The organism is Leptospira idonii (genome assembly GCF_004770995.1).
Taxonomy (GTDB): Bacteria; Spirochaetota; Leptospiria; order Leptospirales; family Leptospiraceae; genus Leptospira_A; species Leptospira_A idonii.
Genome location: NZ_RQHW01000033.1, coordinates 1 through 15867, shown reverse-complemented (window position 1 = coordinate 15867; position 15867 = coordinate 1). Strand labels below are relative to the sequence as shown.

The 15867-nt window shown below is 40.2% G+C and carries 7 protein-coding genes; all 7 read right to left on the bottom strand.

The annotated features are described in order from the left end of the window. Nucleotides 1–2: 2 nt before the first annotated feature. Complete coding sequence (locus EHS15_RS09660) at nt 3–7976, bottom strand: biopolymer transporter TolR (RefSeq protein WP_246052041.1); 7974 nt, start codon at nt 7974–7976, stop codon at nt 3–5. After that, complete coding sequence (locus EHS15_RS09655) at nt 7977–8567, bottom strand: DUF1318 domain-containing protein (protein ID WP_135760362.1); 591 nt, start codon at nt 8565–8567, stop codon at nt 7977–7979. Between the two features lie 10 nt (nt 8568–8577). Continuing rightward, nucleotides 8578–11613 (bottom strand): LIC_11026 family protein, encoded by a 3036-nt coding sequence (locus EHS15_RS09650; RefSeq protein WP_246052040.1) that lies wholly within the window; start codon nt 11611–11613, stop codon nt 8578–8580. A gap of 23 nt (nt 11614–11636) precedes the next feature. Continuing rightward, nucleotides 11637–11978 carry an STAS domain-containing protein gene (locus EHS15_RS09645; RefSeq protein ID WP_002989181.1) on the bottom strand — a complete coding sequence of 114 codons (342 nt, stop codon included), beginning with the start codon at nt 11976–11978 and terminating at the stop codon, nt 11637–11639. A 65-nt stretch (nt 11979–12043) separates the two neighbouring features. Continuing rightward, complete coding sequence (locus tag EHS15_RS09640) at nt 12044–12796, bottom strand: RNA polymerase subunit sigma-70 (protein ID WP_135760361.1); 753 nt, start codon at nt 12794–12796, stop codon at nt 12044–12046. Nucleotides 12797–12965: 169 nt separating this feature from the next. Beyond that, nucleotides 12966–14351: a Na+/H+ antiporter NhaC family protein gene (locus EHS15_RS09635; RefSeq protein ID WP_135760360.1), complete on the bottom strand. Its 1386-nt coding sequence runs from the start codon at nt 14349–14351 to the stop codon at nt 12966–12968. A gap of 7 nt (nt 14352–14358) precedes the next feature. After that, complete coding sequence (locus EHS15_RS09630; protein ID WP_135760359.1) at nt 14359–15615, bottom strand: NRAMP family divalent metal transporter; 1257 nt, start codon at nt 15613–15615, stop codon at nt 14359–14361. Between the last annotated feature and the right edge of the window lie 252 nt (nt 15616–15867).

The following is a 15867-nucleotide window of genomic DNA, read 5'->3' as shown; positions in this document are numbered from 1 at the left end:
GACTAATCTTCTATCAGAGAAGTCGTATAAAGTTTAAAACCGGTCCAATATCTGTCCTCGGGAGCGTCGATCCTTGCTGCATCCTTACCTTCCTCCAAACGCACATACATCGGCTTGGGGAGAGGACTGATTTCAAAGAACTTCTTCGCAAAATAGATATTATGTGTTCCTTTCTGTAAACCGGAATGAAGCACAAACAAACCTTCGTTCTTTTTGCTTAGAAAATAAGCCAGATGAGGAAAATCATCCGAATAAAAAGTGGTTTCCCCTACTCGATTGTTTGCATAGAATACGATTCCTTTTCTTCGATAAGAGTCGGATGCACCCACGGGAGTTCCTGCAAAATCGATAAAGTTGTCATCATTCCAATAGATTTTAGTGAAATCCAAAACGGAAGAAGCGGTTCCTTTTTTGGCGGCGACTTCCCAAGAAATCAAATCCGAAAAGATTTTATCGTCCGAAGCGATGGATTTCGAATCATCTACGGAACCTACTTCGAATCGGGACTGCACAAAATTAGTTTTTTTGAGAGAAGGACGATTTATGAAATCGGAAACGGATGCCACATGGTAGTATTCCAAATCGGGCAACTGTATAGGAGCTTTCGAGTGAATCCCCTGTAAATAAAGATAATGTCTTTTCCCTTTCGCCAATCGAAGAGAATTTCGATAACGATCGGATACTGCGTCTCTTAAGAGGGTTTCCAAACCACCTAACTCTGATTCCAGAAAATAACGCAGAACATCTCTTCCTATTTCCCTATTGTCAGCAAAAAGCTCCCTACCCGAAGATTTATTCTGAGTGAAACTCAACTGATAGGTTTTTTTACCCACATCTACGACTCCCGTCAATTCCTGGCCGGAAGGAATCTTTTTCTTTAAGGCGTCTCCGAAAGAATCGAATCTGGGAATCGATCGACCGAACGTTTTGTCCCCTAAATAACGATCCGCAAAAACACGAATCTGATCTCTTGCCACTGCCAAATCGAAAAAAGTCTCGGATGAATTTTTAGCCAGAGACTGATTCAGAAGATGCAGAAACAGAAATTCCCACTCTTCTCTCAGATCCTCACTGTAATATTCGGATCTTAAATTTCTGGCGATCTCATTCACAAAGGAAAGATAATTTTCAGGATTAGAAGAAGCTATTTTAGGATAATAAGAAATGAACAAATCATTTCCACCCAACGGCCGCAAGCTGGCAGGATTTCCGTATATATAACCTACTTTATATTTCAGATCGGTATATTCCTCATCCAAAAAGCGGTTTCCTGCTCCCAGTTTGGCATATTCCGATTCGAATTCTTTAAGGAATTTTTCAGCGGCTTCCGTATCTCCCCTCAGAAATAATTTTTTAGCATACAATAATTGAAATGCCAAGACCCTCATCGGTCTTTCTTCCTTAACTTCCTCCTGAAGGATCAGATCCACAAGGGAATTCACTTCCGATTTTTTCTGCAAAGGAACAGATTTACTCAAAAGAGAGAACATAAGGGTTCTATTCAAATGAGAAAGTTTATTCAGAACGGAATCTCCCGTTGTTAAAAATTCCGGAGTTAGGACGAGAGGATCAAAGTAACCTCGAATCTGCTGGTCTTTCCAACTTTGATATAATTTTTTTCTGAACTGATCGTAAATGGAATCCGCATAACCGAATTTAGTAAATTCTCTGGAATAAATTTTTTCATCGTAAACCTTCCAGTCTTTTCTAAAACCAAGGCTGTAAGCGGAAGTGGAAGTCAAATTCGTGAGGAAAATGCCCTTATCTCCATATAACATCCCTTTGTGGAATAAGATCTCCAATTCACGGTTCTTCGCTACGTTCTTTTCTTTCGCCGTTTTAGCAAAAGAATAGGATCTGGACAGTTCGTTCTCCGCCTCGTAAAAAAGATAATTTTGAATGTATAAGGTTCCCAAACGATAGGACTGAAGGAACGGATCTTCTTCTTTCTCCAATTCCTTCCTAGCCGAATCGAATTCGGAAAGACCAGCTACTTTTCCGAAACGAAGTTTTTTATAAAACTGAACCGCTTTCGCATACAAATTGGAATTTGCTCCGATCCATACTTCCGGCATTTTACCGCAGTCTTCCGTATTTTTATCCGATAAACAACTAACAAGATATTCGTATCTAATCTTATTCTGAAATTCGGAATCTTTGTATTTTTTCCAAAGAGGTTGGAAGAAAGCTTTTTTAGAATAGGTGGGGAAAAGTTCCGTTTTTAACTTTGCCAATTTCAATTCCAATTCAGGGAGGGAAGGATCGTCATCTCCCAAAAGAGTCGAAGCAGTATAATAATGATTATATGATTCGTTGAAATCTTTCTCTTTCTCCTGAACGAATCCCTTACGGATCAAGTCCTTCGCTTTGTTTTGTCTTTCTTCCGGGGAAATCGTTTTTTTGTCCCAGTTTCCAAAAAGAACCAAACGAGGGTTCTCCGAAAGAAGGGAAAGATCCGGATCTCCTCCCGCAATTTCCGATTCCGTTTTTGCATCAGGAAAAAGAGCCAAGTTTTGAATTCTTTTCGAACGAAGCACTTCATACAAATACCCCAAACGATTCCAATCATAAGAAGTGATCAGATTGGAGTAAGGAACCGCAGCCAAAGAAATTTCAGATCCCGAAGTAGTGAAGATTTCCCGCAAAGGAAGAAGTTCCGAAGAAGAATCCGCAAACAAACTTCCGTTCAACTTACGAACTCTATCGGTGATTAAAATATCCGTATCATAAAGCAAAGGCCCCAGTTCTGATTGATGCAAAACCCTTACATGGCTGGCGGGATTTTTTTCTTTTCCCGACTGCAGAAGGGTAACCCATTTCCAATTTCTTTCATTCCTTTCCGGGAATAAATTCAAGTGCCTTCTATCGAAAAGATAACTGATCTCTCGGGAACCTGTTTTTAGAAACCCGCTCAGTTCACCTAACAAAGAATGATCGAAGTTTGTACCCAGACCCTGCACATACACATGCTTCGGATTCAAAGGTAGGGAACATTCAGATATATTTTTGATTTCACAAAAACTCAATTGATAGTTTCCGTTCAAAGACTGAAGAAAAAGAAAACGGTTTTCCCCGGGATAAACTCCCAACCAAGACTCGGAAGTTTTTCCGAAATCGGTACGGAAAGGTTCGAAAAAGCTAGTACGGTCAGGACTGACAGACACCACCTTTTGCAAAAGAGGAGAAAGTTTAGAAACTTCTTGTCCGTAAGCTTTCAGTATGGGATTCAAATCCTCACGTTTTTGGGATTTATCTTCCATCTGGGAAATTAATTTTTTATAATTTTTCACCCAAGACACTAGATCCACATAAGCCAGATTGAGTTTGGAATCTTCGAATTCGAATTGAGCACCTAACGCTTCTCTAAATAAATCGACACTTCTTCTTTCTTCCCAAAGAGAAGGAATAGAAGCATAATCTTTGATTTGAAGATAATAATCGGTCAAGATGCGATTGAAACGATCCAACTTAGTTCTTTTGGAAAAAAGCCGAACTTCGGGGCGTTTTTTCCAGGAAGACACGATTTCGGAAGCGGTAGAAGTAAGGGACTTGGCAGATTCGTTTTTCTTGTGCAACTGAACTTCCAATTTCAAGTTGTTCAGCCAAAAAATCTCGTCCTCCAAACGGAACTCATAAGCCAATTCATAGGCTTCTTTCCATTTTCTATCGAAGAGGGATCTATCACCTAATCTGAAATAAATGGTAGCAAGATTATGAAGGATGCGGATTCTTTCTTTTCTCTTTAAAGGATCAGTATTCAAACCGATCTTTTTCGGATCCACATAACCGGGATTCTCTAGATAATAGGCGGCTTCCGCATAATTCTCCAAAGCTGTGTTCGAATCGTTCAGCTTGGAATTGACTTCTCCCAGATAAAAGTATCCTGTTCCCAATAAAATATCGAATTGAATATTCGAAGAACGAAACTCATCTTCGCAGGCAGCTTCCGTCTCACCTTCCTGTCCGCAAACTTTCAGTTCCCCTTCCTTCCAAGACTTCAAGTCTTCCAGAAAAGAAAGCAGTTTCTCTTTGGAAGTTTGAGGAGACTGAAGGTTCGATTCCACAAAGGAAAAAACGGAATAACCGAATCCTACAAAGGCTTTCTCCTTACTGGACCCGTTTCCTTGTTTCAAAATCAGATCGGTTAGTTCTTTGTAAGAATCGACGGCTAGGTCGTTTTCTCTGTTTTCATAATGAATTTGGGCCGCCACCTGCTTCGATTTGGCGAGAATATTCGCTCCCATAATCGTTTTGTCCAAAGATTTATCCAAAATAAATTGGTTTCTGGAATTCAACTCCTGCAAGGCAAGGGAGTATTCTCTTTGTTCGATGTGGTTTTCGATTCGAACACCTAACGAAAGCAAATATTTGAAATCGACTGGAAAATCGCCCGGAAATCTACCTTCTCCGTAAACTCTGAATTTTTCGGAGATCACAAGATCCCAAGGAGACCACTTCAAAGCCTTAACCCAAAAACTTTCCTTTTCTTTTTGATACTCCTTCTCCGCAAGATCCAACATCGCATAAGAATCCCTGAATCTTCCCGCTTTTTGAAAAGCGATAGCAAGGTAGTTATACAAATTGATAGGATTTATGAAGTTAATATTATTATTATATGCGATTGCAGTTTGGAAGGATACGGCTGCTTCCTGATATTTCTGGCTTTCCAACTCGGAAAGTCCTTTTAAAGAAAAAAGAAGAGCCAGTTTGGAACGAATGTTTTTCAGTCTCTCCTTATTGGCATCCGAATCGTCCGAGGCGGCGGAATTTACCGCTTGATAATATTCTTTTTTGAAATAGATATCTATGGATTTTTCGAATTGTTCGATGGCCTTTTTGTATTGTCCCTGATAAATCAAGGATCTTCCGAAATTGTATCGAAAAACGGCCTCTTGTTTATATTGTTCAAACTGATTTTTGGAGAGAAGATACTGAGAGGCAGCTTCTACCTTCAAATAACTTTCGTTTGCTTTAGGGTAATTGTTCAAAAGAAAATGATTATTTCCTAAATTCAAATTCAAATCGGAAATCACTTTCGCATCCGGATAAGAAGCCCCCAAGAAGACCAAAATCTGACTGTACAGCTCGACATTCGCTTCCAAGTTCTTTTCAGGAAAATATTTGGAATAGAGAGAAGCATATTTTTCTTCGTCCGTCTCCCCTCCTTTTTTCTCCTGTCTGAGCTTCATCAAATCGACATATTGATACAACCAACCAAGCAACTGATAGGCGTCATAATAGGTAGGATCAGCGAAAATGATCCACTTCAACTCCCATTCCGCTCTTTTGTAATTTTCCAGGATCTCTTTTTTACGAAGATCCGTCATCGTATCTGTCGCATAATAATAGGATTCGAAAATGACGTATTTATTGATTAAAAAATAAGCATATCCGTATAAGGTCGCCAAATCAAGATAAGGTCGTGCTCTAGGAACGGCCTGTTTGTAATAAAGTTCCGTCCAACTCAAAGCTTTGCCGGAAAGGACCTCTATATTTTCCAAGTCTTTGATATTGATTACGTTCTTCAGAAGTTTCGTGTCTGCGAAAAAAGTAACTACGGACGCTGCGTCGGATACATTCCCTATGAGGTTCAACTTATCCTTACCGAGAATATTCAACTGACTGAGAAGAGCTCTTTCCTCTTCCTCTCTCAGTTTTTTTCCGTAATCGAAAATGGTATCCACCATCTTGCGCTGATAATAAACCGCATATTCTTTGTACAAAGTGTCCAGATAGAGATTTCTGGTTTTTACAAGAAACATGTTTTGATTGTTGAAAAAGTAATGAAAAGAAGACTGTAAAAGATCTCCCAATCTTTCGAATTCAAGCGCTTTGTTCTCAAAATAGAAAAAAGCATTTTGAATCTCTTCCACTTTCAAATCCACACCCAAAAGAGGGTCGTAAAACTCCAAATAGATCTTCATATTGCGAAGAGCTTCCGAAGTATTTCCCGAGGATTTTTCATTCTGATACTTCTGAAGATGGGCGCGTAAAAGAACCGGGTTTTTATAAACGGATTGAAACTGGGTTTTTTCGAAAACGGATGGCTGGCCGGGAGGCTCCAAATCGATGTTCGTCGGTATAGGAATGATGGAATCGAGAAGAGCACTCGACTCTCGGAACTTTCTAGAGTCTGCGAGAGATCTTGCTTTAATGTAGTTTAAAAAAGAGGAAAAAATTCTTTCGTTTTGATTTTCGGGAACTTGAAGAAGATTGTCCGCCCAAACCCCCAACTCATCCGCATTTCTTCCCGATTCGATTTTAGCAGAAATATCTTCCAAAACAAAACGAACGTCCAAAATCAAATCATCTGAGAATTTCGTCTTAGGATCCGCTTCGAATCGGATTCTTTCCTTTTCCCAGTCCGCAAAAATAGAAGAATAAACGGGAGGAAGAACTTTAGTATCCGAGTGAAATTCATATCCGCCTAACCTGCGTCTGATCTCATGGATTTGATTATAATCGGGATAATTTCGATAGATCTGATTCAGATAATCGTTTGTCTTTTTGAAATTTTTTTCCTTCTCATATTCATCCACAAGGATATGCATCAGACTGGGAACAGTATCCAATGCGAGATTCGAAGAAGGAAGCGATTCGATATAAATTTCCAGCTCCCTGTTTCTGGTTTTCGGGTCCCCGGAAAGCCATCTTCCGAACCCTCTTTCAAAATAGGACTCCGGAGAAGGAGGAAGGCCGGACATATCCTTCAAAATTCGGTTTCCTTGTTCCGACTTACCCGCCTTATCCAAGGAAGAAACCTTTAACGATTTCACTTTGGCCTGATAGATGGGATACAAAGGATCTTCTGAGAAAAAAAGTTCTACGGAATCCAAAGCAAGAAAATACGAATCTAATGTTTGTTTATTGGCGAAACTTTTGGCATATTGATACTGATCATTGATCGAACCTTGTTTAGGAACGGAGCCACTTTCCGGAATGAAATAAACGTTAATCGAGTTGTAATAAGGAGCGGAAAATAGAATAGAACCTCCGTTGAAAGAAGAATATCGAACGTCGAAATAGGAGGTTTCTCCGGAAGAAAGAAGCCTTTCCTTTCCTGATTCCAAATGTCGCATAACAAGATAACTGTTATCTCTTTCATCCAGAGATCCGTTTCCGTTTGTGTCCTTTCTAATAGAGGCATAATAGATGTATTGCCCCTTGGCATCTACGGAAGGGGAATAATTCAAAAACGAGTTTTCAGTGATCTTTTTTTCGGAAAGGTCCGGAAAATTCAAAGAATAGATTTCTCCGTTTTTATCGTCCTTGTAGGAGATATAAAAAATTTTAGACCCGTCCTTAGACCAGGAAGGATTCACTCCACCGTCCTTTGTTAGCTGTAGAATGGAATCGGGCTTTTTAGGATTCAATAGAGCCAAATTCGGAAGCCCCGGAGTGAATTTGTCGGTTACATAAAGAATGTATTTTCCGTCCGGCGACCAAACGGGATCAGTATCTACGATTTTTTGTTTGATTCCTTCTTTTTTGGCATTAGGATTCGTTAAATTTACGAAGTTATCATCTATAAAACGATTTCCCTGAAGCAGTTCGTCCACCCAATCTTTGATGTCCATCTCGAGAAGAACCAAATCTCCGTCCGAATCGAATTCTTCGGAAACGAAAACCAGGTAACGACCATCAGGTGATATGGAAGGTTTGGATTCACTGAAAGAATGATTCGTAACAGGAACGACCACGGAACTCTGAAGATCACGGAACCAAATATCGAAATTTCCGTTCTGATCCGTGGCATAAAATAGATACCTTCCGTCGGCAGTCGTCGAATTATAAAGATTGTTCCCTCTTTGTACTGTTAAAGGGAAAGGTTTTGTCTGAGAAGGGGAAAAATAGTTTTTGGAAATTCCCGTATAATTAAAATTAACCGGTGTGATTTTGACAGATTTCTGAAAAAGGGAACAATTCTCCGAAACGGAAAAAACAAAAACAAGGAAGAGAAAAGAAACGAATCTCATTTACAGTCTCTCCCATTTGCCCAGTTTGGACTCGAAAAACTCTCCCTTAGCGATATTTCTTTGGTAAGAATCAACGAGAGACTGTTTGAAAAGACTGACTTCTTCTTCTTTTTTCCCTTTTTTCTTCTCCGCCTCTACCTGCTTTTCTATAATAAATTTCCTGGATTCATTTACCAAAAGAACCACATCTTCCACTCTCTTTTTTTTAGCGGGCAATTCATATTGTGAGTAAAAAGGACTGATATTTGCGATCGGATTCAACTTCAAGACGCCTCCGATCCCTTCCCCGATCATACCGTGCATTTTGTATCTTTTCACTTCAGAAGAAAGATATTGAAGCCTTTGCAGGTTGCCGTACATATCCGGATCACTGGAATCGACCAAGTTCTTATCTTTATTTTGCAGACCTCCTCCTGAAGAGGATTGGATCGAGGAAACAAGCCATCCGTCTTTTTCCAAATCCCTATCTTCGCCGATCATTTGTTTTTCGGCTGCAGTCTGTGCGTTCGTAATCGTAATCGGAGGAACCTTTAAATGAAGTTGGCAGTATGCGAAAGAAAAAACGGCCAAAACAAGATTCAGATATTTCATGATAAACTCCTTATTGATAGGTTTCGAATTCCGACTGAGCCCGCTTCAAGAAGTTTAAGAGCGGCATCCTCTGTTGCGAAATTTTACCTTCTTCCAAGTTTAAAAATAGAGAGAGAAGAGACCTTCTGAAAAATACGTCCGCATAAACAAGTCCTTTCGATAGGGAAACGTCTATTTTTTTAACCGCATAACTATCCGTAATACGATCCATAAGGAAATTTTGGGGAGAAATTACGTTCAAAGCGCTCTTTCCGAAATCTTCTCCGATTTGGAAGACGGAAAAAAACAAATCCAAGTTCGCAATCGGTTCACTCAAGTCCCTAAGAGTGATGTTCAAATCGGCTTTAATTTTTCCGTCGTCGATTTTGTCTCTCGTCTTAGGAGGCATTAACTGCCGCAAGTCGATATCCCTGATTTGAACATTCCCTCGAAATTCCATATTTTTAGGTTCGCCGGTTCCCACATTGAACACTATGTTTTTCCCAAGTACGATTCCGTCCAAAGAGTAGGATTTTAATTCTTCGATGGTAGCATAGTTTTCTCTATAATCGATTCGTGCGGTAAAGCCGGGAGAGTTCGGTTGTTTTTTTACATATTCAAATGGCAAATCGGGGATATTAGGATGAGTTCCCACAACTTGCGAAATCGTCAAATTAGGTGATGCAGTTCTTCCGTAAGTTTTGATGAAAACGGATTTATCTCCTACGATCAAACTATCTTGTTTTTTCCAAGCAAGGTTATGATGAAGAGGGATTTGTGCCTGAATGCCTTCCACAAGAAAAAGATTACATTCAGGTCCGGGGCATTTATTATTCGTATAATGAATATTTGACGAGTTAGAAACCAAACTTCCTGTGATATCATAATCCTTAACCTTCGCATTGATGGAAATATCTCCGGAAAAGGAAGCGCCTTTCAAAAGATACTTTCTTTCCTTGGAAGAAAGTTTAATCTCAGCATCCAGATTTCCGAAGAAAGATCCCAAAGGAGGATTCGGTTCTTTTTCCCGTTCCTCTAAATTCCCTTTCAAATTCACCAAAAACGTTTTTTGAAATGCGGAAGCTTGCAAAGTATGAACTGAAATCTTTTGTTCTTTTCCTTTTTGAATGCTTACATCCGCATTCAGATTCAAATCGTTCAATTCAAGACCAGGTAAAGATGCGACCACACCCGCTTTGAATTTCTGAGTTTGTTTTCCAAGAGAAGCATCTAACTTTGCCTTAACGGAAGGTTCATTTCCTAGTATCGTTTGCAGAGGAGCGATTTTCTCTTTCAATACCAAAGGAAGAACCAAAAGCAAACTAGGTACGTTTAGATTTAAATTTGCAGGAGCGACATGAATTTGAAGTTCGTCACCTAGCCCCACCTGGCCGGTTAACTGCAAACCGACAGCCTTGGAACCTCCCAAAGTTTTCTGTTCCAAAGAAACAGTCTGAAGCCTGATATAATCCAATCCGAACGGTTTGGAAAAACCAAGTTCCGCTTTCCCGGAAAGGGAAAGTTTGGAAGCGGGGGATCTGGATCGATCCAAAGAATACCGGAACCCGTCCACTACTACATCCAAATCCGCAGGAAGAAAAGAAAAATCTTTCGCCTGCACGTTTACGTTCGCCTTAACCTTACCGCCGACTACGGATGTGAAATCGGAAAGAGAAAGATCTTCCACATTCGCCTGTAAGGAGATATATTCGTCTTTTTTTAAGTTACCATCTAACTTTGCCTTGATCCCGTTATATACCGCATAAAAGTTTTCTATGTTCAACTCTTTCAAAAGAGGGATCGGAGATTTGGCACTTGCCTCTTCCTCGGTAGAAGGATCCAAAACGGCTCCCAATTTGATATCCAATGAAGGAACTTTATGAGGTTTGGATTTACCCGAAGAAAAATACAAATCGGAAGCGAACAAACGAACTGCCAGTTTTAAAGAATCCCAAGACCCGGCAATTTCAGTTCCTTGCAGAGACATCTTTCCCGCCAAACTCATGTCAGGTAAGATCCCTTGCAGTTGAGATAAAGTCTGATTCAAAGGATTCAAAGAGATAGCGGACTCTTTGACTTTAATATCTACATTACGGGATGTTTGAAAGGTTTGATAGATTCCCCCTTCGATAGAAAGCCAATTGTCTCCCATCAACTTCAAAAGAAATTGGGAGATCTTCACTTCGTCCTTCTCGGGGAAGTATTCTATCTTTTGATTCAAAGATACTCCCAAATGAACCGGTTTGTTTTTGTATTCCAAATGGATTTCATCGGAACCTAAATTCGTTGTGAATAAAAACCGAGGAGGATTCAAATCCCGATTCCAATCGAGAAGGATGCCCAAAGGCAAAGTCTGTTTCCATTTCAAATCCAGAAAATCCAATTCGATAGGGATTGGCCTTTCAGGATTAAGTGCCAGATAAAAAGAATCGATCTGATCCAGCAATCCGATGGAAAGAGGAATGGAAGTGAAACGATTGCTGACTAAGTCCGTTCTGAAATTAAGATCGGAGACGTTCAGATACATCTTCTTTTCCGATTCTTTCCAAACCTTTACCTGAAGGCCGTTGATTTGAACATGCGCTTCGGCAGCTAACGGAAGATAGGTATTGATTTCAGTAAGAGGCTCCCCTTCTTCTTCAGGGATCTCTTCTTCTTTTTTGCCCGGCTTTAAAATGCTGAGAACATTCCAAACTCCGTTTTTTTCATGAAGATACAAAGAGCCTGACTCGATCGCTACTTCGGAAACTTTTAATTTCAGGAATAAAAGAGAGAGAAGGTTATAACGAACTGCCAATCGTTTGGCATCGAATATGGTTTCTTCCGAAAAAGAAGGATCCAATGCCACCCATTTCACGGACTTTGCTTCGATGCCGAAGAACAAAGAAAACGTACTAAAATTCGCCTCTAACCGGGAAGTGGTCAGAGAAGAAACCAATCTAGGAATTAGGATGTCGGCGGTGAAGGAATTGAAGAAGAGTTTATAAAGGAGGAAAAAACCTAAGAAGATGCGAAAGGAGGTTTTTTGGGCGACCCTGTTTATGTTTTCCTTGAATTGAGAAACCACTCCAAGAATCGCCTCGCTTGAAATTAATATTCGAAAGAGTCTTCCGCCTCTTCCAGAGTTTTGTAGATTTCAAAAACACTGGAAAGTTTGGTGATTTCCATCAAATTTTCGATATCTGAATTGAGATTTGCAAAAACAAGTCTTCCATTGAGACCATCGATGTGTTTGTAAATATTAAGAAATGTTCCGAGACCTGCAGAATTGATAAAAGGAACTTTTTTAAGATCAATGATAAATTTAGGAACTTGACCTTTCTTTATATATTGCTCGATCTTTTCGGAAAGTTCGAACTCGTTCCCTGCTTTGATGGCACCTTCAATCTTAATGATGTGCACGTCGTTTTTACTAGTAACTTTGATTTTCATAACCCTTTCGGAAGGTGGTATAGGCGATAAAATTCTGTAAAAATTGGACTTTGTAAAGCAAATTTTTATGCGCAGTGCAATAAATCTTGGAACAAAGCCTGCAAGGCTTGTGTTCCTCGCATATGATGACCTCGGACTTGTTTGCGGCTGATACCTAAAATCAATGCGATTTCTCTTTCCGAAAAAAAACTTCTGTTAAGCGTGCGAATTCTTAATTGGACCCAGTCTTCTTTTTTACTTAAATACCACTTTCTTCTGTCAGGATTGGGTAGTTCATATAAAAGTCGAGTATAACGGAGAACCCTGAGTTCCAAGAGGTTCAGTTTTTGCATCCGAATCTCTCTTTTTTTCGAATAAAGCCTCTCAAAATAGGAATATTCTCTCTGAAACAGGGCAAGCCTCCACTCTAAAAGTTTTTTCCTTTGTCCGGTGATAGGAAGATCGTATTTCAGGCATACCGCCAAACAAGTAAAAGTTGGCAATTTTTCCAAACGAGACAGAGCTTCCCATCGATTTTCTTCACTGAGAAGCAGTTTCATTTCGTGAGAAGAGCTATCATTTTTCCACAATTGAAGATAATTTGTCTTCGATTCCGTTTCTTGATTTTTACGGGAGAGATTTCTGTACAAATTAAAACAATAAGTCACGAAAAAACCGAGGAGATTTTCTTCTTGGTAGGCCAAAGAAAGGTTCCAAATTTTCGGCAAAGTTTCTAGGATAGTCAACCTCAGCTCGGAGCATTCATCGGAGGAAAGTTTTCTTCGTCTTCGCAACCGATCCACCATCCAGATGGGAAGTTTCCATCTTAATTCTTCCATATTTCCTGTTTCTCTGGACCGCATAATACAAATTAGTAAATCTTGATCTTCTACTTTTGGCAACATATAAGAATATTTTTTTCTGAGCAGAAAAGAAAGAAAAGAGAGATTCCTAAACTCATCCCGAAGGGAAGTCAAAAGAGCGAAAAGATCGGGTCAAAAAGGTGAACTAAACTGAAATTTCTTTTTTTCTCTTTCGTATAACAAGAGCAATCGAAAGAAAAATATGAAGTATATTGAACCAAACATAGGGAAGATAAACGAGAGTGGCCACATTTAAGGAAGTCGCCATAAAGGCTCCGCAACTGTTCCAAGGAACCAAAGGAGAAGAAATCGTTCCTGAATCTTCCAAAGCCCTAGAGACTTCTTTGGGTTCCAAATGAAATACATCCGCCAAATGGCGAAATGCACGTGCAGGAATCACTAAGGATAGATATTGATCCGCCGTTGTCAGATTTAGAAAAAAAGAAGTGCCCATAGTGGTCAAAAGCACATCCCATTTCGTTTTCACCCAAACCTTGATCGATAACAAAATCTCATTCAAATAACCTAATCCTTCCAAAGCTCCTCCGAACCAAACAGCGGCAAAAATCAGAAATTCAGTAGGCAGAATGGCGGAGATTCCTCCCCCGCTCAAAAAAGAATTCAGGCTTTCATTTCCGGTATGAGCTTGAAATCCGAATAGAAGAGCGGAAGAAAAATCGAAAAGGGAAACAGATTTCCAAAAAGCTAATGCCATACCGGAGACGATTCCCAAAATTAAAGAGTATCTTGCTTTCATTCCGAACAAGGAAGAACCGAATACGAATAGTACGGGAAGAAGATCCAGATAGGAAAAAGGAAGTTGGTGCAGTCGGGACAAAATGGAAGAGGTTTCCAAAATAGAATCGTCTCCTCCTGCATCCAAAAAGGAAAAATTCCAAATTGCGAACAAAATCAAACTCACCACATAACTAGGAATTGTTGTTTTTGCCATATGGGCAATATGAGTCTGCAAAGGAACGGATGTGAGAGAAGAAGCCAAATTGGTCGTGTCGGAAAGAGGGGATAGTTTATCTCCGAAATAACATCCGGAAACGACAGCACCTGCACAAATCCCTTCGGGGATTCCTAAAATTTTACCGATCCCCATCAATGCAACTCCCAAGGTTCCTGCAGTCGTCCAGGAAGATCCCGAAATCACGGATGCGAATCCTGCAGCTAAACATACTCCCGGAAGAAAAAAAGAAGGATGCAGGATTGCGACACCGATTCGGATCATGGAGCCTAACACACCAGCGACGGCCCAAGCACCTATGAGCATTCCCACGAAAAAAAGAATCTCCATAGCAGGAAGAACCGCTGTTAAATTTTTTTGGAATGCGAGTAGAAACGCTCGAACAGAATGTTCCCTTCGAATTCTCTGAAGAACCAAAAGAAAACCGGCAGAGACCAGAGCGAACTGATGAGAACCATACAAAGGATCTCCGGAGAAAATCTGCCGAGATAAAAAAATCATCCCGAGCAGATAAAAGAAAGGAGATAGAGAAATAAAATTTTGAATTCTATTTCTCATCAATTCGTTACGAGAAGAATCTGATTTGGAGGAAGTAGATGGAAAATCCGAAAAGGAATAAAATCCCGAACCAAGACAGAAGATTCATCGCAGGAGAAGGTCTGTGTTCCTTAGGAATATCTTTTCCGAATAAGATAAAATGATGAATGAGAGCCAAAATGGGAGCATTCAAAAAAGAAACAGTCGTCGCAAAATCAACAAGGCCCTTCATGCTTGTGATGAAAAAAGCAAGGATTGCAACGGAACCTGCGGCCACGACTAATATCCAAATCCAATAGAGTTTTTCTTTGGAAACGTTCGTTAGCTGAGGAACGACTCTTTGACTCGCATTCGCCACGACACGAGGATAAGCATCGAAACAAGTCAAAGTGGTTGAAAACATCGTAAAAAATGCGGCGATCAGGATAATAGGATAAGACCAAGACCCTAATGAAGTCGTATAAAGACGGATGAGTTCTGATGCAAAAGTAACAGAATTGCTGGAGAATTCGTTTCCAGTATTGTACATCATATTTGCTCCCAAAGTTAAAAAGAAAACGGCAAGAATCGTAGTCCCCCAATAACCTATGTTAAAGTCAAGAAGAGCCCATTTCATAGGAGGAAGTTCTCCCGTTTCTTCTTTTTTCGCCAATGTCCAATCGGATTGCCAAACGGCCGCTTCGATCGGAATCGGCATCCATCCCATCAATGCGATGAGAAAGGAAATATCCGCGGCATCGGAAAGATCGAAACTTTTTCCTGCAGTTTCTAATTTAGGAATGTCTGCGAAAAAGGAAAAGAACATAGCAAGAACCGTGGATAAAGTCAAACCGATCACGATCCACTTCATGATTTTGTCCAAAGCTCCGTATTTTCCGAAATACAAGAGAACCAGGCAGAATCCCAAGATGATCAGACAAAGAAGCCAAGGTTCTATCTTAATTCCCAGAATATTTGCGAACAAACCGGATGTAACAAGAGTTACAGTAGCAACGATGATACACATCGTACCGAACGAAATGATGAAAAAGATCCAAATAGGAAGTTTGCCCAGGTTTTGGTATCCGTCCAGAAGGGATTTACCTGTAACAATTGTATAACGAGTTCCGATTTCGAAAAAAGGATATTTGATGATATTGGCAAAAATGACGACGGCCAAAAGTTCGAAACCGAACATAGCGCCCGCCCGGGTGGACTGAACCAAATGGGAAACTCCCACTGCAGCCCCTGCGTACAAAAGGCCCGGACCTAAGTATTTGAAAAAGGAGGAAGTATTTGCCGACATGATGGATCAAATCTCAGGAAATAAGTTCCATTGGCAAACTTTTATTAACGACTAACAATTTGAGTTCTACGAATTGCAGGGCAAGTTCACTGATCGTTTGGTTTAGGAAAGGATTTTTGTAGGAGTTCCTACAATGGATTTGAGTTATGAGTGCTAACCCGGCAATCATGCCAATCCAATCCGCAGCGACCGCTTGCGAGTCGCAGGACATTAGCCGATTACACAAAACCTTCGGGCATAAAAAAAGCGTGA

Coding starts and splice junctions, on each gene's coding strand:
- EHS15_RS09660 (WP_246052041.1), bottom strand. CDS start 7,976: ATGAGATTCGTTTCTTTTCTCTTCCTTGTTTTTGTTTTTTCCGTTTCG.
- EHS15_RS09655 (WP_135760362.1), bottom strand. CDS start 8,567: ATGAAATATCTGAATCTTGTTTTGGCCGTTTTTTCTTTCGCATACTGC.
- EHS15_RS09645 (WP_002989181.1), bottom strand. CDS start 11,978: ATGAAAATCAAAGTTACTAGTAAAAACGACGTGCACATCATTAAGATT.
- EHS15_RS09640 (WP_135760361.1), bottom strand. CDS start 12,796: ATGGAAGAATTAAGATGGAAACTTCCCATCTGGATGGTGGATCGGTTG.
- EHS15_RS09635 (WP_135760360.1), bottom strand. CDS start 14,351: ATGAGAAATAGAATTCAAAATTTTATTTCTCTATCTCCTTTCTTTTAT.
- EHS15_RS09630 (WP_135760359.1), bottom strand. CDS start 15,615: ATGTCGGCAAATACTTCCTCCTTTTTCAAATACTTAGGTCCGGGCCTT.